Below are 21,488 nucleotides of genomic sequence, written 5' to 3'. Positions count from 1 at the left end.
ATGGGCCTACGCGACGACATTCAGGCCGATCTGGCCGAGGCCTTCGACGATGAGCTGGCTGATGCCGTGTCCGAGTTCACCGGCACCTACATGGGGCCCGGCGTCTGGGATCCGGTCAGCGAAACCACCACGGCGCAGCCAGTGACCTACACCGGGCGCGGGGTGCTCGACAGCTACGACAGCCGCCGCATCGACGGCCTGAACATCCTGGTGGGTGACGTACTTCTGATCTGCCTGGCCAATGAGGTCACGGATAGGCCGGCTGTTGGCCACCAGATCACGGCGCCCGACCTTATCACCGGCGAGCCGGCCACGTACCGCATTGTCAGTCCCGGCATCGATCCGGCCAAGGCGCATTACGAGATCCAGCTGAGGAAGTGATCATGGCCAAAGGCAAGGGCAGGGGGTGGAGCACGCCACCGACGATGTTCCGCGAGGAGATCGACGAAGCAGTCGCTACCCGAACCCGAGTCATCGCCATGGCCATGCTGCAGGAGGTCGTGCTGCGCTCTCCTGTGGGCAACCCCAGCCTTTGGAAGGTGAATCAGGAACTCAAGGCTAGGAATGTCGCCATGGCTGATGCCTACGACGCCAAGGCATCCCAGCTTGGCAACAAGAAGCTGACCAAGCGTGAGCGAGAGCAGAACTACTTCGTCAACCAGGTGGCTGCCGGGCAGGGCTATGTAGGCGGCAGGTTCAGAGCCAACAACATCGTCACTGTCGGTGCGCCGAGCTATGCGCAACTAGACGCCGTAGATCCATCAGGCGCTACAACCATCAGCAATGGCGGGGCCGTGCTCCAGTCGGTCGAGGCATACGCCGTGGTCTACATCCAGAACAACCTGCCGTACGCGGAGCCGCTGGAAGATGGTCATTCGACCCAGGCTCCGGGTGGCGTCTACGCCGTTTCGTTCCACGGCGTTTCACAGGCCTACAGCTCATGACCTTTGAACAGATTCGCGCCGTCGTCATCGGGCGCATGCAGCAGTGGGCCGGCATTCCGGCTGCGAACGTGGACTATCCGAACAATGCAGCGCCGTTTGACCCGGCAGGTAAGACCATCTGGGCGAGGCTGGCGGACATTCCAGGCCTTAGCAGCACGCCAGAGGTCGGCAACGGCCCGAGCGTGCGCCGCACCGGTCTTCTCGTAATTCAGCTGTTCGTGCCGACCTACAAGGGCACGCTGGCGATCACCAAAGCCGCCGATACCCTGTCCCAGCACTTCGAGTACTACAGTGCGCCCGAGGGGCCGCTGGACTTCTTTGCCGCCTCGGCCAACGTCATCGGTGACGACGGTAACGGCTGGTACCAGGTCAACATCTCCGTGCCATACAGGGCCTACTGATGAGCGAAACCATGAAGGTGCGCATCGACGGGGAGCTGGTCGACCGAGAGATAGCCCAGATCACGCGGGCGATTCAGGAAGACGGATCGATCCACGAATACCCCGAGCCAAAGCTTGAGCAGGGCGAGGTTGTATTCAGGCCTGACGACGATCCGGCGCCAATCATCGTGGTCCGCACGATTCCGGCATAACGCCAACCAAACACCTGCACCGCCAAATGGCGGTTTTTTTACGCCTATTGATAGGAGAAACACCCCATGAGTAGCGGTGCAAAGCGCTCGACCGCGTGGATTCGCGAGGTCACCCCGGGCATTACCCCGCCTGGCCCTTGGAACGTGCTGACCCGCGTCAGCTTCGGCCTGGTGCCCACCTACAACACCGAAGAGAACAACGAGATCGGCGAAAGCCGCATGTCGCAGGGTACTGCCCAGACGACCGTCGATGTCGGTGGCGATATCGAAACCAAGTTCCGCTACGGTGCGTTGGACGAGTTCCTAGCCTCCTGCTTCGGCAAGGACTGGGTCGGCAACGTCCTGACCATGGGCAACGACCGCATTTCGTTCTCCATCGGCGCCTACGATGCCGACGTGGGTATCGCTGGCATCGCCCGCGGCGCCCAGGTGGACACGATCAACATCGAGGTCCCGAACGACAACGAAATCAGCGTCACCACCACGTTCATGGCCACGTCGTGGGATGACAAGGCCGACAATACGTCGTTCATCGTCAGCCCTGCGCCCGAGGCGAATCAGCGGCGCTACGGCTTCAAGGACGTCACCGGCCTGAAGATCAACGGCGTGCAGCTGGGCGAAGACAACGCCTGCGTTGACAGCTTCAACCTGCAGTTCGCCAACAACGCTCAAACCCAGCGCTGCATCGGTAACGGCAACCCGTTCCCGGGCAACATTATCCCGACCACCTTCACCCCGTCGGGCTCGATCACCATGAGCTGGTCCAAGACCGCCTATCAGTACTGGAAGGCCCAGCAGACCGGCGACTCGCTCAGCTTCGAGTTCACCCTGAACAACGCCGACGGCGGCTACACCTTCTTCATCCCTGAGATGGAAGTGAGCGGTGATTGGCCGGACGGTGGCGCCACCGACATCATCCAGGTCGAACTGGAATACACCGCCCGCCGCGTGCCGCCGACCATTACCCGTCTGCCAGCGCCGATTGCGATCGCAGCGGTCACCGTGACCCCGGCCACCCTGAGCCTAGCAGTCGATGAAACCGGCGACCTCGAGGCTGTCGTGACCCCGGTAGGCGCAAGCCAACTGGTCACCTGGACCTCTTCGGCCCCGGCCATCGCCAGCGTGAGCGCCACCGGCCTGGTCACCGCCATCGCGGCCGGCACCGCCACCATCACCGCGACCAGCGCCGCAGACGGCACCAAGACCGACACCTGCGCTGTCACCGTCACTGTTTAATCCTTTGCCCGGCGCGCCCTGCGGTGTGCGCCGGGCCTTTTACCGCAGAGGAATACCATGGCCTTCACCATCGCAAAGAAGCCAGAACTGGATATCAGCGGCGAGCGCTGGGTCGAGTTCGCCCCTGGCGCCCAAATCCTCGTTGGGTCGATTGCCAACCCGCTCTACAAGTCCCATCAGGCGCTGATCAATCGACACCTTGCCGCGATCAACCAACAGGTAAGGGTCGGCACCGCTGAGTTCAGCCTTTCGGAAATCCCTGATGTTGAGCTGGAGACCGACGATGATCTGTTCGTCGAACTGGCGGCCAAGCACCTGATAAAGGACTGGAAGGGCGTCGACGTAGAAGAGAAGCCCGGCGAACCAGCTCCTTACAGCGCTGAGCTGTGCATCGCTCTGATCAACCAGATGCCAAGCGTCTACTTCCTGGCCCTGCGTACCGCGACCGATATCGCACGCCGCGTTGAGGAGAAGGCTGCAGCCACTGCGGAAAAGCAGTAGCGGCATACCTGTGGGGACGCGATTGGGCTGGCGATGCCAACGAAAAGAAGCGCTGGAAGCATGAGCGTCTTGGCTCTGGCGTGCCCGAGGCGCCCGAGATTGACGGTGTAACCGCAGAGATCCTTGAGGCCTACGCCTACATCAGCCGGTCCCGGCAGTACGTCGGCATGGTGGGCGCTCCGGCGCCTATCGCGCCATCAGCCATCACCGAATACCTCGACCGCTACCCCTCGGCGCTATGCCGCGAAGAGTTTGACGCAGCTGTTTTTGCCCTCGACGACCAGTTCCGCAAGCACTGGGACGAACAGAACGAGAAGGCCAGAGCGGACGCTGAATCCAAGCCCAAGCCCAAGAGGCGCTGACGCCGGAGGGCGAAATGACGCAAGAATCCCGCCTTGCCATCACGATTGACTCGCGCCCAGCGAAGAAAAATGCGGATGACCTGAGTGATTCGCTCAATAAGGTAGAGCAGAGCGGGGAAGGTGCTGCTGTTTCTGCCGAGAACTTGAGCAGGGTCACAGTCACCCTTGGCTCGAACATGGGCAAAATGGCGTCCGCCGCAGTCACCGCCCTGGATCGCGTCGAGAAGTCGACGGCATCGACCGACCGGCAGATGACGGCCCTGGTCTCAAAGTCTGACGCCCTCGAGGCAGCCATGCTGTCGGTTGGGGCTGGCGTCACAAAGCTCGACTCCAGCCTGACTCAGTCGAATGCGCTGCTTTCTCAGATGTCCACGGGCATCGGCCAGCTGTCGAATGGGTTCAGTGTATTTTCCAGTACTCAGAGCCAGGTTAACGCCCAGCTTATTCGTGTCGCCGCGGCTCTTGAGCAGGTCGCCAGTGGCGCCCGCCAGGCTGATGCGGCCATGGACTCCGTGTCCGGTAGCACCAAGGCGGCTGACGCCTCGCTCGAGCAGCAGCGAGAGGAGTTGACTCGCCTGATTGGCCAGATCAACCCGGCGGTTGCCGCGCTTGATCGCCTGGACGCCATGCAGGATAAGCTCAGCAAGTTCAAAAAGGCCGGGCTTGTTGATACCGAAACTTTTGAGGAGTACAGCGGGCGTCTGAAGGAAGCCCGGGACGAGCTTGGCAAAACGTCCACGGCCATGAACACCGCCGGTATGTCAGCCAAGGCCTACAACGCCGCGCTGCGCGGGCTGCCAGCTCAGTTCACAGATATTGCCGTCAGCCTTCAGGGCGGACAGGCTCCATTGACTGTCCTTCTGCAGCAGGGCGGTCAGCTGAAAGACATGTTCGGCGGTATCGGCCCGGCTGCTCGCGCCATGGGCGGCTACATACTCGGCCTGGTTAACCCGTTCACAGCCGCAGCCGCAGCTGCTGGCGTGCTGGCTGTTGCCTACTACCAGGGCTCTGAAGAGACCGAGCGCTTCGCCAATGCGCTGATCGAGAATGGAAATGCTGCAGGCCTGAGCGCCAACCAACTTGCCGATATGGCCAATCAGGTGGCGGCGAGCAGCGGCACAGTCGGTGCGGCCGCTGGTGTGCTGACCCAGTTGGCTGCCGCCGGTAACCCGCTGCGCAGCATGTACGTGGAGATCACCCAGGCCTCCCTGGCGTGGTCCAAGCAAACCGGCCGCGATATCAACGATGTCGTCCAGACCTTCAACGAGATCGGCAAGAACCCAGTCGAGGCCATCAAGAAGCTCGATGGCGAGCTGAACATCCTCACCGCATCGCAATACGCCAACATCCAATCCCTGCAGGAGCAGGGCAAGACGATGGACGCTGCGGCTATGGCGGCCGGCCTGTACGCCGAGGCCATCAACAGCCGGGCAGGGGAGATTGAGCGCAACCTGGGCACGCTGGAGTCCGCGTGGCAGTCCATCACCGGGGCGGCCAAGAAGGCCTGGGATGCCATGCTAGACGTTGGTCGCGATCAGACGATCGAGGATCAAATCGCCAACACCGAGAAATTGATTGCCCAGCGCAAAGGGGGAATCATCGGGTTCTTCGCGGGCGATGACGACCAGACCCTGCGAGGGCTCGAAACCAGGCTCAAACAGCTGCAAACGGCCCTGGCAAACAATGCCGCGAAGGCTGCTCAGGATGCCAGCAACAAGGCCACACAGGATGCCGGCAAGAAAGGCATCGACCTGATCAACTCGACCTACAAGTCGTCTCTGACTCAGACCCAGAAGCTCCAGAAGGAACTGACGGACCTGGACAAGGCGCGCAAGGATGCCATTGCCGCAGGCGGCTTCAGCGCTGCAGAGGAAGAGAAGTACGCGAAGTCCCGCAAGAACATCGAGCAGGAAATCGCGGACATCAAAGCTCGCGAGGCGAAGAAGAACGCGCCGAAGGGCGCCAACAAAGGCGTATCCGAGGCGGAAAACACCTTCTCTCGCCTGTACAACCAGTACGACCCGGCCGCCCAGGCTGCGCGAACCCTGACCAAGGAACAAACCCAGCTCCAGCTGGCCCTAGACAAGGGCAAGATCAGCCAGGACGAGTACGGCAAGGCTCTCGCTCAGGCCTCGATCAACTACGCCGCCGCCATCAAGGGCGCCCAAGGCCTCACCCAGGCTGAGCAATACCGGGCGCAGCTTGAGCGGCAACTAGCCGGCCAGCAGAGCGAGTACAGCATTGCAGCAGCCGGCGTCGGCATGGGCGACCAGCAGACGGCACGCATGCAGCAGCGCGTGCAGCTCGAGCAGCAGACCAACGACCGTATCCTGCAGCTGCGCACCGAACTGGCCAACGCCACGACGGAGAAGCAGCGCCAGGATTTGCAGGCGCAGATTGACCTGACCAACGAGTTCCTGCCGAAGCAGCTTGCTGCCCAGCAGGCCGGCTGGGCGCAGATGGATCAGGCGATGCTCAGCCCAATCAACGGCTGGACAGCGGCGCTGCAGAACTTCCAGGTGACCGCGACCAACGTCGCCGGGCAGACGCAGACACTGTTCACGAACGCCTTCGGCACTATCTCTACCGGTGTTGGAAGCGCGTTCGAGAGCATGACGCTCGATGGCCAGACCTTCGGCGAGTCTGCTACGCAGGTGCTACGCAGCCTGGTAGGTGGGGTTATCAACGGCTTGGGTCAGATGGCCGCCCAATGGCTAATCAATCAGGGCATCCAGGCTGCTTTCGGGCAGACCTCGGCAGCGCTGGCGGCTCAGCAGATCGCCCAGGTCGGCGCCGTCACGGCAGCAGAGACCACTGGTGCAGCGGCTGTGGCCACAGCCAAGGTTGCGGCTGACGGCGTTGCTACCGCATCCAGCCTTGCGGCGACAGCCACAACCACAGCAGCCCAGACGGCAGCAGCAGCCACCACGGCAAGCGCCTGGCTGCCGGCGGCACTGGTCGCCTCCATCGGCTCGTTCGGTGCGGCGGCAGTGGTCGGCGGTACCGCGCTCCTGGCAGCCTTCGCGCTGATCAAGGGCTTTTCCACTGGCGGCTATGTTTCGGGCTCCGGCACGGGCACATCCGACAGCATTCCGGCGCGCCTGAGCAATGGCGAGTTCGTTGTGAACGCCAAGGCAACCGCGCGCAACCGCGAACTGCTGGAGGCGATCAACTCGAACGAAAGGGTCTCCTTCGCAGGCGAAAACATTTCGCTCAACAAGGTTCAGGCCAACGGCCAGGTCCAGCAGCAGGCCGCCCAGCCAAGTGTCACCGTGAACCTGATCGAAGACCGGTCCCGTGCCGGCACTGTTGATCAGCGCACCGGTGACGACGGCCAGCTGCAGATTGACGCCTTCGTGGCTGACATCTGGGGCGGCGGCGAGCGGGCTCAGGCGATCGAGGCGGCCTACGGGCTTTCGCGCAACCCAACGTAGGTAGATCCCATGACCACCGAAACTGACGAGGCCGACAGCGGGGTTGGCGCAACCGTGCCAGAGCCCGTTGTCCCGGCTGATGAGAAAGAGCTTCTGCTCCAAAGGAGGCTCGCTCGCATCGAGGAAGCGCTGGGTCTCAGCCCTCTCACCTAAACGCAAACCTCAGCTGAGGAACTGCAATGATTCAATACCCGGCAGAATTGCCACTTCCGCTGCAGGATGGCTATGGCTACACCACGGTTGACCCGATGCGCTCGACGCCGATGGTCACAGGGCGCCGCCGGTACCGGAAGGTGCGTAGCTATGTTCCGTCTGAGCTGACGTTCAACTTCGTGTTTGAAGAGGATGAGGCGGCATTCTTCGAGGCGTGGTATTCGCGAACGCTGAATGATGGGCTGGAGTGGTTCGAAATGCCGCTCCAGCTGCCGGTCGGCTTCACCACCTACCAGGTCCACTTCATCGGCATCTACGGGAAAGTTGAGCTGACCCAGGTGAAGCGCTGGCGATATTCCATCAGCGCCGAATTGAAGCAGCGTCCACTAATCCCCGATGGCTGGGAGCAGTTCCCTGAGTACTGGTTCAACAAAGACATCATAGATCTCTCCGTAAACCTAGAGTGGCCACTCAGCAAGTACGAGATCCATATGGGTGCGTTCGATTATGGCGTCAATCAGGAGTGGCCAAAACCATGAGCCTGATCGAGGAGTGCTACGCCTCGGGCAGGGGCGAGCTGGTTGACACCATCGAGGCGCGGAAGGAGGGGAGCGCCATCTCCCACCTGTACTGCTCGGGCTGGCAAGACCGGGTGTGCACCACCGAGGACGGCCGCACGCTGACCTTCATCGCGATGGCCATGGACCTTGCCCTTCCCAAGAACGACAACAGCGCGTTCCAGAACCTGGTGCTCGGCCTGGACAACGTGACCGGCGAGGTGCAGGAGGTCGTGGAGGAGGCCAAGGCGGCCGACGACCGATTCATCATCACCTTCCGCCGCTACCTGGCCGAAGACCTGTCGTTCCCGCAAGAGCGGTACCGCATGACGCTCCTCAGCCGGGAGTATGAGGACGATGTCGCCAAGCTCACCGCCGGCTTCTTCGACCTGCTCAACACCAACGGTCTCCGCACCATCCTGACCACATCCTTGGCACCCGGCCTGAAGTACATCTGACCATGATCGAGAAATTCATGCGCGCCCCGTATCGCGAGGGTGCACGGGGGCCTATTGCCTTCGATTGCTGGGGGATGTGCCGGGCAATCCGCCACGACCTGTTTGGACTGCCTTGGCTCCCGTCCCTGGGAGCGGTTGGCAAGGACAAGATCCGCGAAAACACCAAGGCCTACCGCAGCCTCCGTCAGGCGATGGAGGAGTGTACCCCGGAGCCTGGGGCCATTGCCGCGGTGCTGCGCGGAACGGCGCTTCTGCATGTCGGCACGGTCCTTCTGAGCGAGGGACGGCTGAAGGTTCTGGACACAAACCCCGGTGGCGCCTGCCTCCGGACAACCGGCGAGTTCGAAGCCGCGCATCCAAGGGTGGTGTATTACCGTGATCGAGTTCTACCCGAACAAGCTGAGTGACACGGCGCCGCTCGGCACCTGGAAGACCGACCGCCGGATGACCATCGAGGCCTGGCTGAAGTCGTTGGCACCGTCCTACGAGCGCCGGGAAAGCCCGCCAATCAGCATTGTCCTCAATGATGAGGTGATTGAGCAGCACCTGTGGTACAAGGTGACGTTCAAGCCCAGCGACCTGCTGCAGATCTACCGCGAGCCCAAGGGTACCGACCCGTTCTCCATCACCTTCGCCCTGTTCAAGGGTGCCAAGGCGGTGCTGAAAGCGCTGATGCCGAAGATGCCGGGCATGCCGTCAAGCGCCGGTACGCAGCAGGGTGACCCGCTGACCGAGGCCAGCGCCAAGGGTAACAAGGTCAAGCTCGGTGACCCTGTGCGGCAGATCGCCGGCCATCAGCGAACCTACCCATCCTACCTGGTCCAGCCGCGCCGCTATTTCGCCGGCGCACGCGATCAGCGGGTTGAAATGCTGCTGTACATCGGCGAAGGCGTGTATGACATACCTTCGAGCAAGGTTCGCGTCGGCCAGACTCCGCTGATCTCGCTCGGGGCCGATGCGGAATTCGCTATTTATCAACCTGGCGCAGACCTGTCCGCCGATACCGCGCACTTGAATTGGTTCAACGTGCCTGAGGTTGGGGCAAGCTCTAGCGGGTCCGCGGGGCTTGAGCTGACCACAGCAACAACCCTGACGAAGACAGCTTCCGCATCGGCGTACCAGTTCACCGGCGACAACATCAGCGTGCCCTCGGGGGCTGGGGAATTCCCCTCCGACTGGTCGAACGGCATCATTGTCCGTGTGCTGGCCCCGTACACTTACACGGTGATCGATGGCGGCGCTGGTCGCGACATCATTCGCGGGCCACTGGAAATGCTGAACCCTACGGTAGGCATGCTGATCGAGGTCGCTGGGGCCAATGCCGGCCTGTACGTGGTGAACAGCTATACGCCCCACAGCCCAGCCGTGTCCGCAAATCCCGGCACAGCCTCGACGCTCACCGGTTCAGCAGCGCCAACCCGCTACGACTTCAACGTCACGCCTCTCAGCTTCACTCTGTTCCGTGGTGCGACTAGCTACCCGATCACTCTGAACACCGCAACCACCAACCTGGCCGGCCTGGTATCGGCGCTCAATACGCTGTTCAGCGGAATGCCATTCCAGGCCCAGGTCAGCGGCAGCGTGCTGCGCATCGTCGAACTGACGCCGTTTGCCGGGCAGGCCATCACCGCAACCGGTGCAGCCACCATCCTCGGCGCATCGCCCGTCGGCGTCACTGGTACCGCCACCACCAGTGACGTACCGGAACAGCCGGCCGAAATGACACTGAACTACGACGGCGGTTCTCCGGTGCTCGGTTTGGCTCTGGGGCAGGGCACGGCCACCATTGGTCCGCGTGGATTGCGCTACCGGATCACCGCCTTCAGTTCCAGCCTGCTGGAGGTTGAGCGTTTGACCGCATCCGGCGCTACGGACGCCGGCTGGCCTGGATTCAACAGTATGCAGACCGTCAACGGGCTGATTACGCTGGACTCGTCCAACCTGCAAGGCGGCTATCGCGGGCCATTCGCCTGCTGCCCGGAAGGCGAGAAAATCACCGAGATCGAATATTCGGTGTTCTTCGGCAATGGGCTGTGCGGCATAGGACGGGAGGGCCAGATCTACTCCATCCCGTCCTACCACACCTTCGAGTACCGCGACATGGATGTGGCTGGCGCGTGGACCGTTATCGAGAAGGTCCACTCAGGCGGATCTCTTGACTCGCAAGGCTTCACAAGCCGGGTAGTGCTTCCTTACCCGATGCGAGCAGAGGCGCGCATCAAGAAGCGCTTCGTGCAGTTGGGTGGCCGAGCCAACGAAGAAGCGCGCGACGATGTCACGTGGTATGACCTGCGCGGACTGATGGTCAATTCGCCTACCAGCTATCCCGGGTTGACGGTGATGACCTGCAAGATTCGCGGCGGGGACCGGCTGTCTGCCCAGTCGGAAAGCCAGATCAGTATCGAGTCGACTACCATCCTGCCGCTTATGGAGGGTGGTACCGGGCCAACCCGCGACATCGCGCCTTGGTGCATCTACCAGCTGAAGAAGCGTGGCTACACGGACGACGACCTGGACCTGCCTGAGTGGCAGGCCTTCCACGAGATCTGCGTGGCCCGGGGCGACACCTACGACGAGACGCTGGACTCGACAATCACCGTGAAGGACATGGTGAACAACGCCCTGGCGTGCGGGTTCGGTGAGTTGGTGACGTTCAGGGGCCTGCTGCGCCCGGTACGGGACAGTGCTCGTGCAGCGTTCGATGTCACCTACGGGCCGAAGACACAGACCTACTCGCCACAGAACATGACCAAGATGCTCAAGATCAGCGGCGCCATGCCGTCGATCAATGACTTCGACGGCGTGGATGTCGAGTTCTTCTCGCGCATCAGCTGGGCATGGGAAACGGTCGAGTGCCGCTGGCCTGGAGATCAAGGCATCAAGGTCGAGAAGATCAAGATGCCTGGCATCAGCGACAGGACCAGAGCCTGGCGTATCGGCATGCGCCGGCGTGGACACCAGAAGTTCAGGACCGACGTTTACACCTGGGAAACCGAGATGGACGGCAGCAATAGCGGATATCTAAGCTTCGCCGCGGTTGCCGATGACAGGCCGAAGGGTTGCCAGAGCGCGATCCTGCTGGCCTTCGAGGTGACCGGATCGGGAACGCTGCTGACCTCGTCCGAGCCACTGGACTTTACCGCCGGCGGCGAGCACCTGATCGGGGTTCGCAAGCAGGATGGCGCGTTGTCAGGTCCATGGACCGCCACGCAGGTGGACCCATATACGGTGCGGATCGACGCGCTCGACTTCACGCCCGTGGTAGACGGCCCGCTGGAGCCGCCGCACATCCTGTTCGGTCCTGCAGCACGCTGGGCCTACCCGGTCCTGATCACCAGTTCCGACCCAGCCAACGGCAACGTTGCCATGAAGGGCATGCCCTACGACGCCCGCGTTTACACCTACGACGATCTATTCCCGCCGGCCTGACCGGACACCCTTATCGAGCATGCCCGCCACTGAGCGGGCTTTTTCATGCCCGGAGAATCTATGCGCTACAACACTGGCAACCCGGTCGGAGCAGATGGCTCCAGCTCTCCGTTCGATCTGCACGACAACTCTGGAAACATCGATGTTTGGACCAACGACCGGTCCAAGCGGACATGGCCAGACCGCCTGGGTGCCGATCGCAAGACCTACCATGGAATGGAGCAGGACTTCATCGAATTCCTTGCTCGTCAGGGCTATGAGTCGGTATTTCTCACCTATGGCGCCGGTGTAACAATAGACCGCCAAACCCAGCTGGTGCAGCGCGATGGCGAGCTGTATCGCATTGCAGACATTGCTGACCTGCCTCTGACTCTGACTGGCACCTGGTCGACTGATGCGGCCAATCTTCTGGCTGTTGGTGATGCATCCGTGCGCCAGGCTCTCGTGCAGTCGCCAGCAACCGGGAATGGTGCTGCATTCGTTGAGGGCGCGGCTATCACGCTTCCAAGCGTGTACGACCTGACTCAGGTAGCGGTGCGCAAGGATGGCCGCTCCTACAGCGTGGCTGGGTATCGACCTGGGTCAACAAAGGGTGGTGGCGAGTTCATCTGGCGTGCAAGTGCGAGCAAGGCCCTGCACGACGGCGTAGCCATTATCGATCCGAGTCGCACATTCCCCAGCGACTTCAACAACACCGCTCAGGTTTCGGATTGGCTGACCCCGTCTACCGGCTCTGGCGTTTTCATGAAGGTGTGGGCGCCGGCACGAGGGGCATATGAGTCTGGCATTTCCGACTCCGCTTCGGCGGGTGACCGACTTATGCTAACCGCCCTGCTTAATTCCCTTGCGGCCCAGGGCGGGCGGCTGGCGATCATGCCGTTCCAGCTCTCGACCGTGCTTCCGTTCACTGTTGAAATTCCCCGAACCATCTCGCTTGATCTGAACGATTCGATCATCGAATTCCAGCTTACTGGCGGTGTCCGCGCATTTTCGACGAATAGCCGAAACCAGATTTACAATGGCACGGTGAACGTGAACGGCACTTCTCCGACTGGAGGAGGTGATAACCATGCCCCGATTTCAGGCGGGAACCAGGCTACCGGGGTAGGCGTGAGCAAGGTCAAGATTTTCGACCTTATCCTCACCACCAACCGGTCAAATGGAAATGCGGTTGTTTTCTTCGGGGAGTGCACTGGAATTGAGGTAAGCGACATCACGCTGCCGAACAGTTCGACTCTTGGAAGGGGCGTAGCTCTTGAGTGGGGAGGTGATTCCTCCGGGACAGGCCACCCGCACGGCTGCAAAATATCCAACATTATCGCCGGGACCATGACATTCGGCGCAACACTTGGCTCTAACGCGTACATCGTATGGCTCAGTAGTGCTTTCGATATCGTCGTTGAAAACCCTTATGCAGATAGCGCATATGGAGTTGTCGGGATATTTACTGGCGACCTTTCGAATGATTACGCGCCGTCGCGATACAAAGATCTGGTAGGGACAGGAATTACCGTAACCAACCCAACGTGCCGCGACGTAAGGCTCTATGGGGTGCGCGTGTATGGGAAAGGGAGTGGATCGGCAAACCTGCTTCCTCAGAGTGCAGTAATCACGAACCCTGTGTTCCGTTCTGACGGCGCTACCGCCACAGCTTTCGGCATCGTGGCGGAGTTCTGCGACGGCGTTACCGTCATTAATCCCGATCTGTCGTATCTGCAAAGCGGAATAATCACAGGACAGGAAGCCAAAGGCCTCCGCATCGAGGGCGGGAAGATATGGGGAAACAGAGCCAGCGGGGTAGCGTTCGGCAACGCAGGCGGCGGGGTGGTTCGCCCATACATCAAGGGTACCCGTCTCTATGGCAACAATACTGGCGGTTTCTCAGGGGTTGGTGGCGCTGCCGCCATTTTCATTCAGAACTGCAGCGACTGGACTGTTAAGGACTGCTGGTTTGGCCTGGATGCTGGAGAGCTGCAGCAGTACAGCGTAAGGATCGAACCGACAGCGCCGCGCGGGATGTTGAAAGGAAACCGCACGAGAGGACTCGCCGCGGGAGGCACTGCCTACGTGAACAGTTCATCGACTGATTACGATGTGGGCACCATTGGCGAGGACAATACAGCAGCCGCGGGCCTGACAGTTCTAGGCGGAGCCCCGATTTACCTGATCAAGGGCAATGGCCTTAAGCACTTCATTATCAACGGTGCTGCAGCGCCAACCACGGGGACCTGGGCGCGAGGTGATACATGTGAGTTCGCCCTCCCGTCTGCGGGTGGAAGCAAGGGGGCTGTTTGCACAACAGCGGGGACGGCTGGTGCCGCTGTATGGAAGACCTATGGAGCAATTTCTGCCTAACTTGGTCTTCCATACTGAACGGGGGTGGGGCCCATCAAGACTTTTGGGCCGCCACCTCTATTTCACCTTTCCTCCGACGCTTCAGGAGTCGCTCACCAAATCGGATGATTGGTTTTTCGACGTAGCGGAACATCGCGATCGAAAGCGCAATGCAGACCAGTATCCATGAGTAGCGCCATATCTCTGCTGCCCATGGCTGAACGCCAAAAAACTCGACGCAGAAGCGCAAGCCCACGACCTTCAGTACAATCCAGTGAAGCAGATACAGAGAATATGAGGCGTTGCCAATCTCAGTGACGCACTTATAAACAACGCCATCTGCTTTAGAGGTTTGGTCTGACTTGAAGTTAAGGAAGGCAACTATCAATGACCCGACGGCAACAGCCAGCACCAAGTATCGGCCGAACATGCGCAAACCGATATCGGCATTCGTCATCAGGTGAATGGAAATGGCGCAGGATGCGATAGCTATAACCGCTGGCACTGCCCAGCCGAGAGCCTTGATCTTGTCGAGCAGCATCCGAATGACGATACCGGTCAAGAAGAACACGTTCAAAGGGGAAAGCAGATGGTAGTCCCAGAATGGCTTGATCACGCCCTTCGCTATTGCAAGATCTTTAGCAAATCCGATGACCGCAATCCCGAAGATCATCGCGCACAGTAACCGCAGGCTACCCAACGACAGGCAGATCGCGGCCACCGTGTAGAAGATGATCTCATGCTCAAGGCTCCATCCGACCCCGTACGCTGGTGAGCCATCGATAGGGAGGATAGCCATCGACTTGACGAGGTTTTCCAGCGTGAAGTCTGCAGGGCCGAACACCCAGTGATTTTTGAGGAAGTAAAAGTAGGAGAGCAGGCAGAAGAATATGTAAACTGGGTAGATCCTGAAGAATCTACGAGTCACGAATGCTTTCAGCGAGAACTCACGGCCTATCGTGATGTGGGCAATGATGAACCCACTGATGGCAAAGAACAGGTCAACACCTAAGTAACCCCACTTCGAAATGAATGGGATTTCCCAAACGTTCTGCTTTCCGAAAATATCAACTGCATAGTGCGAATGGAAAAGCACAACTGCCAGAGCAGCAATGGCTCTCAGCACCTGAATTGAGTCAAGCCTGGCGTGCATCATGATCCCTTAACGTATCTTTACATTCCCAAGAGCCGGATCATACACCTTAACCTATAGCCAGTCTGAGTTTTGATCGATGCCTTCCCGACGACGACCCCGTGCCGATCATCGTGAAGCGCAGCATCCCTGCATGAGCCGAACCAATCCCACCGACCGCCGCCTGGCGGTATTTTTTTGCCTGGAGAAACCATGGCCAGACTCACAGAAACCCAGGCCGGAGGCGCGAACGTGCTCCGGTTTCTGGATCTGATCGCCTTTTCGGAAGGCACCTCAACTGTCGCGGCGAGCGACGACGGATACAACGTTTTGTACGGCGGCGGCCTGTTCCAGGGCTATGCCGATCACCCGCGGTGCAAGCTGACATTCCCCATCAACGGGAGGCCGGTGACCAGCACCGCTGCCGGCCGGTACCAGCTGCTGGAGCGTTATTGGGATGCGTACCGGGTCAGCCTGCGCTTGGCGGGCGGATTCACGCCGGAGAATCAGGACCGCATTGCGCTGCAGCAGATCCGTGAACGCCGTGCTCTGGATGACATCAAGGCCGGTCGCATTCAGCAGGCGATAGCCAAGTGCTCGAACATCTGGGCCAGTTTCCCGGGCAACACCTATGGACAGAACCCGCACCGCCTGGACAAGTTGCTTGGGCGCTGGGTTGAGCTTGGCGGGGTGCTCGCATGACCATAAAAACGATAGGCCGCTGCCTGGGCCAGGCCCATGACGGCTCGCTGTGGTTCTTTTGCAAGGGCTGTGACCAGCCGCACAGCCTGCAGGTCGGCTCTGGACCAAGTCCGCGCTGGGGTTACAACGAGAACCCCGAGTCCCCGACCTTCATCCCGTCGGTGCTGGTGCGCTGGAATGAATGGGAGGAGGCCAAGGTGTGCCACTCGTTCGTCACCGACGGCCGTATCCAGTACCTCGCCGACTGCACCCACGCGCTGGCCGGGCAGACGGTCGATCTGCCGGACTGGGAGGCGTCATGGAACAGCTGGTAAAGATCGTACCGGCCTGGTGCTGGTGGTTGATCGCTCTGGTGCTGGTCGCCGGCGGCCAGCAGTACCGGGTCGTGATTGCTGACGGGGCTGCGGCTGATGCCCGGGCAGAAACTGCCAAGTCCGACAAGGCCTTGGCCGATTACCGCCTGGAGGTAGCCGAGCGCGACCGGCGCGCCGCTGCCCAGGCCAGAACCGAAGAACAGCGCCGCCAAGCTGTGGCGGATGAGGAGGGTGAGAGTGCGCGCAAGAAACTGGAACTGGCCCAAGGCCGCGCCGATGCTGCTGAGTCTGCTGCTGGTGGGCTGCGCGGTGAAATCAAGCGGCTGCGGGACGGTCGAGCAGCCACCTGCGACACCATCGCTGCCCAGCAGCGCCAGGCAGGAACCTCTGCCGTCGTGGTGCTCGGGGGATTGCTTGAGGAGTCTGACCGAATGGCGGGAGACCTCGCGACAGCGCTTGAGCGAAGCCGAATAGCTGGACTGGCGTGCGAGGCGGTGGTTGATCACATGAAGGCTCCGTAGCGACTGCCTATAATGGGCGGTCTAGGGGGACGGAGAAGAGCAATGGACAAGCGCACCTTCATTGGGATGGTCGAGGCCGGCGAGCCGCTGATTCAGCAGGCCATCGACGCCATGCGGGAATACCACCAAGCCCAGGACCGTGGCGCGCCGCCTGAAGAGGTCGAGCGCCTACGCTTGCTGGCTGAGTCGCTGTTCCAAGTCGTCTCCGATTACCAACTTCGCGTGATTGCCAAGATGCGCGGCAAGGAACTACCCCCGCTGCACTGATCCGCTGACCGGCAGTTGCCGGGGTGCTGACTTGGTGGATACGATACTGTATCTATATACAGTATTGGTGTCGGTGAGCTATGTACTTCCTCGTTGTTCGTCGCCGAGTACGCGGCGTGGCAATCCCAGCGGACCAGCTTCGCAAGGTCAAACCCCTGAAAGCTGACATCCATATCGGTGAGCATCATTCCGAGGTGCTTGGCCGGGTGGCTACCCAGGCATGGGTTTTCAACCCGACGCCGAGCGGCGACATCATCCCGCGCCTGCTCGATGCCAAGGTCAACGGCATGGCCCAGCTCGGCATGAACATCAATGGCGTGGAGGAGGTCGACGGCGTGCTCTACGCGCAGTCTTGGTGGTGCCGGGCGGAGGGGTCGTATGGCAACTAGCCTCCCGCCGGCCTGGTTGGCCGAACTGAACGACCAGGGCTCCCTGGTCACCGATCCGGACGGACGTGCCGCCGTGCTTTGTGAGATGGCTTTTGCCGCTCATCGCCGCCGAGAGGTGAACGATGTCGAGCTATCCGAGATGCTGGAGTTTGCCGAGGCTGCGCGGCTGTGGGCGATCGAGCATGAGGGGGCTGGCGGGGTGTCAATTTGAGAAGGGGAATAGGGTCGGCAGAATGCCGGAGGAGGGGTGTTTTGCTGTCTAAAACCGCTCGAATGCTTCCCGGTTTTACTGGGCGAAAGTCGCTGCAACTCGCCAAACCGTATTAGACAGAATCGACGCATAGGCCGCTAACGGCGCAGCCTGATGTCGATTTTCCACACTACTGCTGCAATATTAGGTTTAAGACTCTAACGCCTAAATAGCGCTTTTCTTTCAGGAATCAGGAAAGGGTTGTGTGAGCCGTAATCGACCAGCGCAATATGCTGTTTAGAGAATTTTTGGAAGTGCACAAGGAAATCCGAGGTGTAATAAGTACCCCAAGGGTTTCGAGACGGGCACCAGGCAGGGTATCCAATGTGCGCATGATAAAGATGGTGCCTTTTGGCCCACCAAATTTTTTCGATCCTATCTGGATCCAGCTGCGGGACATTGTCTGTGGGAGCCACCTTTCCCTTGAAGCCATCCAGGCCTTGGTCTCGGAAGTGGTAGACAAAGTCGTCGATCAGATCTTTTTCGACCTCAGAGATGTCGTCGTACTTTTGTAGGAAATGGGGGCTGAACTCTAGCGTGAACGACATTTATGCGCGTTCTCCCGCATCCAGTTGCGGAATTCCTCGCGCGTGAGTCCTTCGGGCATAGCCACAAATGGCCCTTCTAGCGCTTTTTCCATCTTGCGCTGATCGAAGGTCACCTCGTCGTGAGACGGGCTGTGTTTTGGGGCTGCGAAATCTACGCCTTTCACGGTATGAGGCCCTCTCAGGGCGATAAGGATTTGTATATTCCATACGACAATCCAGAGGATGGCCGGTTCACGGCGGTTCCATATGGACTGGTATAGCTATCCCCATGCCCTTTCGCAACGGTGTTCATACATACAGGTCGCTTTTAAGCAGGATGGGGCGGCCAATTGTACAGATTTTGATCAGGTTGGGAGCACCGTTCAGCGGTAAACTTTAGATCGGCCAGGCGCTCTAGGGAGCTCCAATCGTCGCTTCAGCGGCCTGAAATCGGTTCCAAAACTGAGACGTAGACCCTGGCAGCATGCGGCTTTTAGCCGTGTCGTTTGCTCTTTTTTTTGGAATCGATTTCTTGCCTGATGCCGCAGGAACCGGGCGCTTATACCACGGTCTTGAAATCCGTTGACTGAGCATCGGATCTCGTACCAATTTTTGTACCAATGGCTGTGTTTTGGTGGGTATCGCAGAGTGATGAGGCGGGCTAGAAGGCCCGTAAATACGGGCTTTCCTCACTTTCGTAAACTGCTCAAAACGCGGAAAACATCTTTGGAGTATGGCTGAACGGCTGTCGAATGCCTTATATCTAAAGGGCGCAACGTGAAGGAAATTTAATCCGGTACGCCATTTTTGATTTCCCCAAGCGCGTAGGCGGTGCGGTTTGCGATGCAACATCCACGACCGGCCTTATTCGACCCGAAGGGGCCTGCGAGGTCGGCGGCGCTCCCGCAGCGCTCACTGCTGACGCCAAGGCAGCTTTGGGGCGCAGGCCAGCCTGACGGCCAGGCGACACCACCCGCGGGTCAGAACACCGACCATCCGATCCGTGAACTGAGCAACTCGAGCGCCGCCATCCCGGCATACGAGTTGCCCGCCGTATTCAACTCCGGCGACCACACGCAAACGGTGAATTGACCCGGCACGATCGCCACTATTCCGCCACCTACGCCACTCTTGCCTGGCAAGCCCACGCGGTAGGCGAAATTCCCCGCTTCGTCGTACAGCCCGCTGGTGGCCATGATCGAGTTCACCTGCTGGGTCTGGCGTCGGGTCAGGATTTGCTCGCCACTGTGCTTGCAGAACCCATCGTTGGCCAGGAAGCAGAAGGCACGGGCCAGGTCGAGGCAGCTCATCTGCAGTGCGCAGTAACTGAAGTAACTGCGCAGCACCGTCTCGACTTCGTTATGGAAGTTGCCAAATGACTGCATCAGGTACGCCATGGCGGCGTTGCGCGCGCGGAACTGGTACTCCGAATCCGCGACGCGGGCATCGATGGCGATACGGGGGTTGCCCGATAGCCGCCGTACGAAGTCGCGCATCGACAAGGTGGGCGCGGCGAAGCGCGACTGATTGATATCGCAGATCACCAACGCGCCCGCATTGATGAAGGGGTTGCGTGGGCGCCCGCGTTCGAACTCCAGCTGTACCAGCGAGTTGAACGGTTGACCTGAGGGCTCATGGCCAAGACGCTCCCAGATGGCTTCACCTGAATGGCCAATCGCCTGGACCAGACTGAACACCTTGGAAATACTCTGCACCGAAAACGGCACCAGGGCGTCACCTGCGCAGTAATAGCTGCCATCGTTGCCATAGACGGCGATGCCCAACTGCTGCGCAGGCACATCGGCCAGCGCGGGAATGTAGTCAGCCACTTTGCCCTTGCCGATCAAGGGACGCACTTCGTCGAGAATCTCGTTCAACAGCGTTTGCATGGAAAGCCCTGTAATCACTTCCCCAGACGACAAGCGAGGGGTAGCGTTTCAGACGCAGGCTCATCGGCACAGATCACACATTCATGATGAAATGGCCCGAGCGATCGGCATTGTAGGTGTCAGAAAGCAGGTGACCCCATCCGCCGGGCCATGAAGGCAAAAAAAGCCCGCCATAGGCGGGCCAGAAGGGCGTAGGGAGCAACGCACAACAAATAGGGTCAGGCGAGCAGCGTGTCTGCTTGCAGTCGCTGGGCCAGGGCCTGGGCCGAGGCGCGAGTCATCAGTGGGCCGCTGACGGCTTCGCCATTGCGTACCAGGTACCAGCAGGCCAGCAGGCCTTGCTCACGCAATGCGCTTGGGACGGCGCTGCCGACGACGGACATGATCTGGATAGTGGCCATGTGGACCTCCTGTAAAACATGGCCCTACCTTACGCAGCAGCCAGAGAGGTTTGAAATCAACTTCCTCGATAGTGGTCATTAGCTTTATCAACGATCACCGGCGACCTGACGGTTCAGGGGGGCGTGTACCTCCACTATGACCCAGGCGACTGTCAGCTGAGCGCAGGGAGACGGTAAAGGTTGTGTAAGGGACGCCACCACAGGTCTCTGTTAGGCTGCATAACCGATTCAGTGACGAGTAAGGAGCCGGTAATGGCGACATCTCCCAGCAAAGACACCCAGTTGTGCATTTCCCTGGCCGGGCGACCGGGTACCTTTGGCGTGCGGTTTCACAACCACCTCTACCAGCAACTGGGCCTGGACTTTTACTACAAGGCCATGACCACCGATGACCTGCCGGCGGCGGTGGCGGGTATTCGTGCGCTGGGCATCCGTGGATGTGGGGTGTCCATGCCATACAAGGAGGCCTGCATGGCATTGGTGGATGAAGTCGACCCTTCCGCCGCCGTCATCGAGTCGGTCAATACGCTGGTCAATACCAAGGGCTACCTGAAGGCCTACAACACAGATTACCTCGCCGTTCGGCAATTGCTGGAACAGCACCAGATCGACCCCGGCACGGCGTTTGCGCTGCGGGGCAGTGGCGGCATGGCCAAGGCGGTGGCCCATGCGCTGCGTGATGCCGGTTTCCGTCAGGGCACCCTCGTTGCCCGTAACGAGCAGGCCGGTCGGCAGTTGGCCGATGCCTGCGGTTATCGTTGGCTGGCCGAACTGGGCGATCGCTGCCCTCCGATGTTGGTGAATGTGACGCCGATCGGCATGGCAGGTGGTCCCGAGGCTGAGCAACTGGCATTTTCCGAAGAGGCCATCGCCGCGGCCGAGCGAGTGTTCGACGTGGTGGCGATGCCAGCGCGCACACCGCTGATCCGCCGCGCTGAAGCATTGGGCAAGCCGGTGATCACTGGGTTGGAGGTCATCGCCCTGCAGGCGCTGGAGCAATTCGTGTTGTACACGGGCGTAAGACCGTCGAAGGCTCAGGTCGAGGCAGCAGTGGCTTACGCGCGGGACCTTTAAGTCGCCGGCAAGCTCCCGCAGG

The 21,488-nt window shown here is 60.3% G+C and carries 24 protein-coding genes; 19 read left to right on the top strand and 5 right to left on the bottom strand.

What is annotated here, in order from left to right; translation table 11 throughout:
• Positions 1-6: 6 nt before the first annotated feature.
• On the bottom strand, positions 7-357 hold the full coding sequence (locus VXM67_RS16825) for a hypothetical protein (RefSeq protein WP_367237191.1): 351 nt from the start codon (positions 355-357) through the stop codon (positions 7-9).
• A 26-nt stretch (positions 358-383) separates the two neighbouring features.
• On the opposite strand from VXM67_RS16825, the gene VXM67_RS16820 reads away from it, so the two are divergent.
• From VXM67_RS16820 to VXM67_RS16765, 12 genes are all read left to right on the top strand, one after another.
• Positions 384-944 carry an HK97 gp10 family phage protein gene (locus VXM67_RS16820; RefSeq protein ID WP_367237190.1) on the top strand — a complete coding sequence of 187 codons (561 nt, stop codon included), beginning with the start codon at positions 384-386 and terminating at the stop codon, positions 942-944.
• The gene (locus VXM67_RS16815; RefSeq protein WP_367237189.1) at positions 941-1,345 is read left to right on the top strand and encodes a phage tail terminator-like protein; all 405 of its coding nucleotides are present in this window, start codon (positions 941-943) and stop codon (positions 1,343-1,345) included. The genes VXM67_RS16820 and VXM67_RS16815 overlap by 4 nt, the downstream gene beginning before the upstream one ends.
• Positions 1,345-1,536: a hypothetical protein gene (locus VXM67_RS16810; RefSeq protein ID WP_099593453.1), complete on the top strand. Its 192-nt coding sequence runs from the start codon at positions 1,345-1,347 to the stop codon at positions 1,534-1,536. Before VXM67_RS16815 ends, VXM67_RS16810 begins: the two co-directional genes overlap by 1 nt.
• A 66-nt stretch (positions 1,537-1,602) precedes the next feature.
• Positions 1,603-2,772, top strand: a complete 1,170-nt coding sequence (locus VXM67_RS16805; RefSeq protein WP_367237188.1) for a phage tail tube protein — start codon at positions 1,603-1,605, stop codon at positions 2,770-2,772.
• Between the two features lie 57 nt (positions 2,773-2,829).
• Positions 2,830-3,273, top strand: coding sequence for a hypothetical protein (locus VXM67_RS16800; protein ID WP_367237187.1), 444 nt, complete (start codon positions 2,830-2,832; stop codon positions 3,271-3,273).
• A gap of 80 nt (positions 3,274-3,353) precedes the next feature.
• The gene (locus VXM67_RS16795) at positions 3,354-3,635 is read left to right on the top strand and encodes a hypothetical protein (RefSeq protein ID WP_367237186.1); all 282 of its coding nucleotides are present in this window, start codon (positions 3,354-3,356) and stop codon (positions 3,633-3,635) included.
• A gap of 14 nt (positions 3,636-3,649) precedes the next feature.
• Positions 3,650-7,069 carry a phage tail length tape measure family protein gene (locus VXM67_RS16790; RefSeq protein ID WP_367237185.1) on the top strand — a complete coding sequence of 1,140 codons (3,420 nt, stop codon included), beginning with the start codon at positions 3,650-3,652 and terminating at the stop codon, positions 7,067-7,069.
• A gap of 179 nt (positions 7,070-7,248) precedes the next feature.
• Entirely contained in the window at positions 7,249-7,761 is a 513-nt protein-coding gene (locus VXM67_RS16785) for a transposase (RefSeq protein WP_367237184.1), read from the top strand.
• On the top strand, positions 7,758-8,237 hold the full coding sequence (locus tag VXM67_RS16780) for a DUF1833 family protein (RefSeq protein ID WP_367237183.1): 480 nt from the start codon (positions 7,758-7,760) through the stop codon (positions 8,235-8,237). Before VXM67_RS16785 ends, VXM67_RS16780 begins: the two co-directional genes overlap by 4 nt.
• A gap of 2 nt (positions 8,238-8,239) precedes the next feature.
• The gene (locus VXM67_RS16775; protein ID WP_311165703.1) at positions 8,240-8,644 is read left to right on the top strand and encodes a hypothetical protein; all 405 of its coding nucleotides are present in this window, start codon (positions 8,240-8,242) and stop codon (positions 8,642-8,644) included.
• On the top strand, positions 8,613-11,666 hold the full coding sequence (locus VXM67_RS16770) for a host specificity factor TipJ family phage tail protein (protein ID WP_367237182.1): 3,054 nt from the start codon (positions 8,613-8,615) through the stop codon (positions 11,664-11,666). Before VXM67_RS16775 ends, VXM67_RS16770 begins: the two co-directional genes overlap by 32 nt.
• A 60-nt stretch (positions 11,667-11,726) precedes the next feature.
• Entirely contained in the window at positions 11,727-14,021 is a 2,295-nt protein-coding gene (locus VXM67_RS16765) for a right-handed parallel beta-helix repeat-containing protein (RefSeq protein ID WP_367237181.1), read from the top strand.
• A 34-nt stretch (positions 14,022-14,055) separates the two neighbouring features.
• Here VXM67_RS16765 and VXM67_RS16760 read toward each other — a convergent pair whose 3' ends face one another.
• Positions 14,056-15,156 (bottom strand): acyltransferase family protein, encoded by a 1,101-nt coding sequence (locus VXM67_RS16760; RefSeq protein ID WP_367237180.1) that lies wholly within the window; start codon positions 15,154-15,156, stop codon positions 14,056-14,058.
• Between the two features lie 189 nt (positions 15,157-15,345).
• On the opposite strand from VXM67_RS16760, the gene VXM67_RS16755 reads away from it, so the two are divergent.
• The 6 genes from VXM67_RS16755 to VXM67_RS16730 all read left to right on the top strand — a co-directional run bounded on the left by VXM67_RS16755 (position 15,346) and on the right by VXM67_RS16730 (position 17,536).
• Positions 15,346-15,834, top strand: a complete 489-nt coding sequence (locus tag VXM67_RS16755; protein WP_367237179.1) for a glycoside hydrolase family protein — start codon at positions 15,346-15,348, stop codon at positions 15,832-15,834.
• Positions 15,831-16,148, top strand: coding sequence for a DUF6527 family protein (locus VXM67_RS16750; protein WP_367237178.1), 318 nt, complete (start codon positions 15,831-15,833; stop codon positions 16,146-16,148). Before VXM67_RS16755 ends, VXM67_RS16750 begins: the two co-directional genes overlap by 4 nt.
• Positions 16,133-16,669, top strand: a complete 537-nt coding sequence (locus tag VXM67_RS16745) for a DUF2514 family protein (protein ID WP_315694199.1) — start codon at positions 16,133-16,135, stop codon at positions 16,667-16,669. The genes VXM67_RS16750 and VXM67_RS16745 overlap by 16 nt, the downstream gene beginning before the upstream one ends.
• 42 nt (positions 16,670-16,711) lie before the next feature.
• Positions 16,712-16,936, top strand: coding sequence for a hypothetical protein (locus VXM67_RS16740; RefSeq protein WP_104883554.1), 225 nt, complete (start codon positions 16,712-16,714; stop codon positions 16,934-16,936).
• Positions 16,937-17,016: 80 nt separating this feature from the next.
• Entirely contained in the window at positions 17,017-17,325 is a 309-nt protein-coding gene (locus tag VXM67_RS16735; RefSeq protein WP_023379863.1) for a hypothetical protein, read from the top strand.
• A complete protein-coding gene (locus tag VXM67_RS16730) occupies positions 17,315-17,536 on the top strand; it encodes a hypothetical protein (protein ID WP_367237177.1) in 222 nt (73 codons plus the stop codon). Before VXM67_RS16735 ends, VXM67_RS16730 begins: the two co-directional genes overlap by 11 nt.
• A gap of 197 nt (positions 17,537-17,733) precedes the next feature.
• Here the strand turns inward: VXM67_RS16730 and VXM67_RS16725 are convergent, their stop codons facing one another.
• The 3 genes from VXM67_RS16725 to VXM67_RS16715 form a co-directional block, all read right to left on the bottom strand.
• The gene (locus tag VXM67_RS16725) at positions 17,734-18,123 is read right to left on the bottom strand and encodes a hypothetical protein (protein ID WP_367237176.1); all 390 of its coding nucleotides are present in this window, start codon (positions 18,121-18,123) and stop codon (positions 17,734-17,736) included.
• A 959-nt stretch (positions 18,124-19,082) separates the two neighbouring features.
• Positions 19,083-19,991: a glutaminase B gene (glsB, locus tag VXM67_RS16720; RefSeq protein WP_023381155.1), complete on the bottom strand. Its 909-nt coding sequence runs from the start codon at positions 19,989-19,991 to the stop codon at positions 19,083-19,085.
• 218 nt (positions 19,992-20,209) lie between these two features.
• A complete protein-coding gene (locus VXM67_RS16715) occupies positions 20,210-20,392 on the bottom strand; it encodes a hypothetical protein (protein ID WP_023381154.1) in 183 nt (60 codons plus the stop codon).
• A 252-nt stretch (positions 20,393-20,644) separates the two neighbouring features.
• Between VXM67_RS16715 and VXM67_RS16710 the strand changes: the two genes are divergently transcribed.
• Entirely contained in the window at positions 20,645-21,466 is an 822-nt protein-coding gene (locus VXM67_RS16710) for a shikimate 5-dehydrogenase (protein WP_367237175.1), read from the top strand.
• Positions 21,467-21,488 lie beyond the last annotated feature (22 nt).

Source organism: Pseudomonas sp. Rh2 (assembly GCF_040762985.1).
Taxonomy (GTDB): domain Bacteria; phylum Pseudomonadota; class Gammaproteobacteria; order Pseudomonadales; family Pseudomonadaceae; genus Aquipseudomonas; species Aquipseudomonas taiwanensis.
The sequence above is the reverse complement of the archived record's forward strand: the minus strand, read 5'-3'. Positions and strand labels throughout refer to the sequence as shown.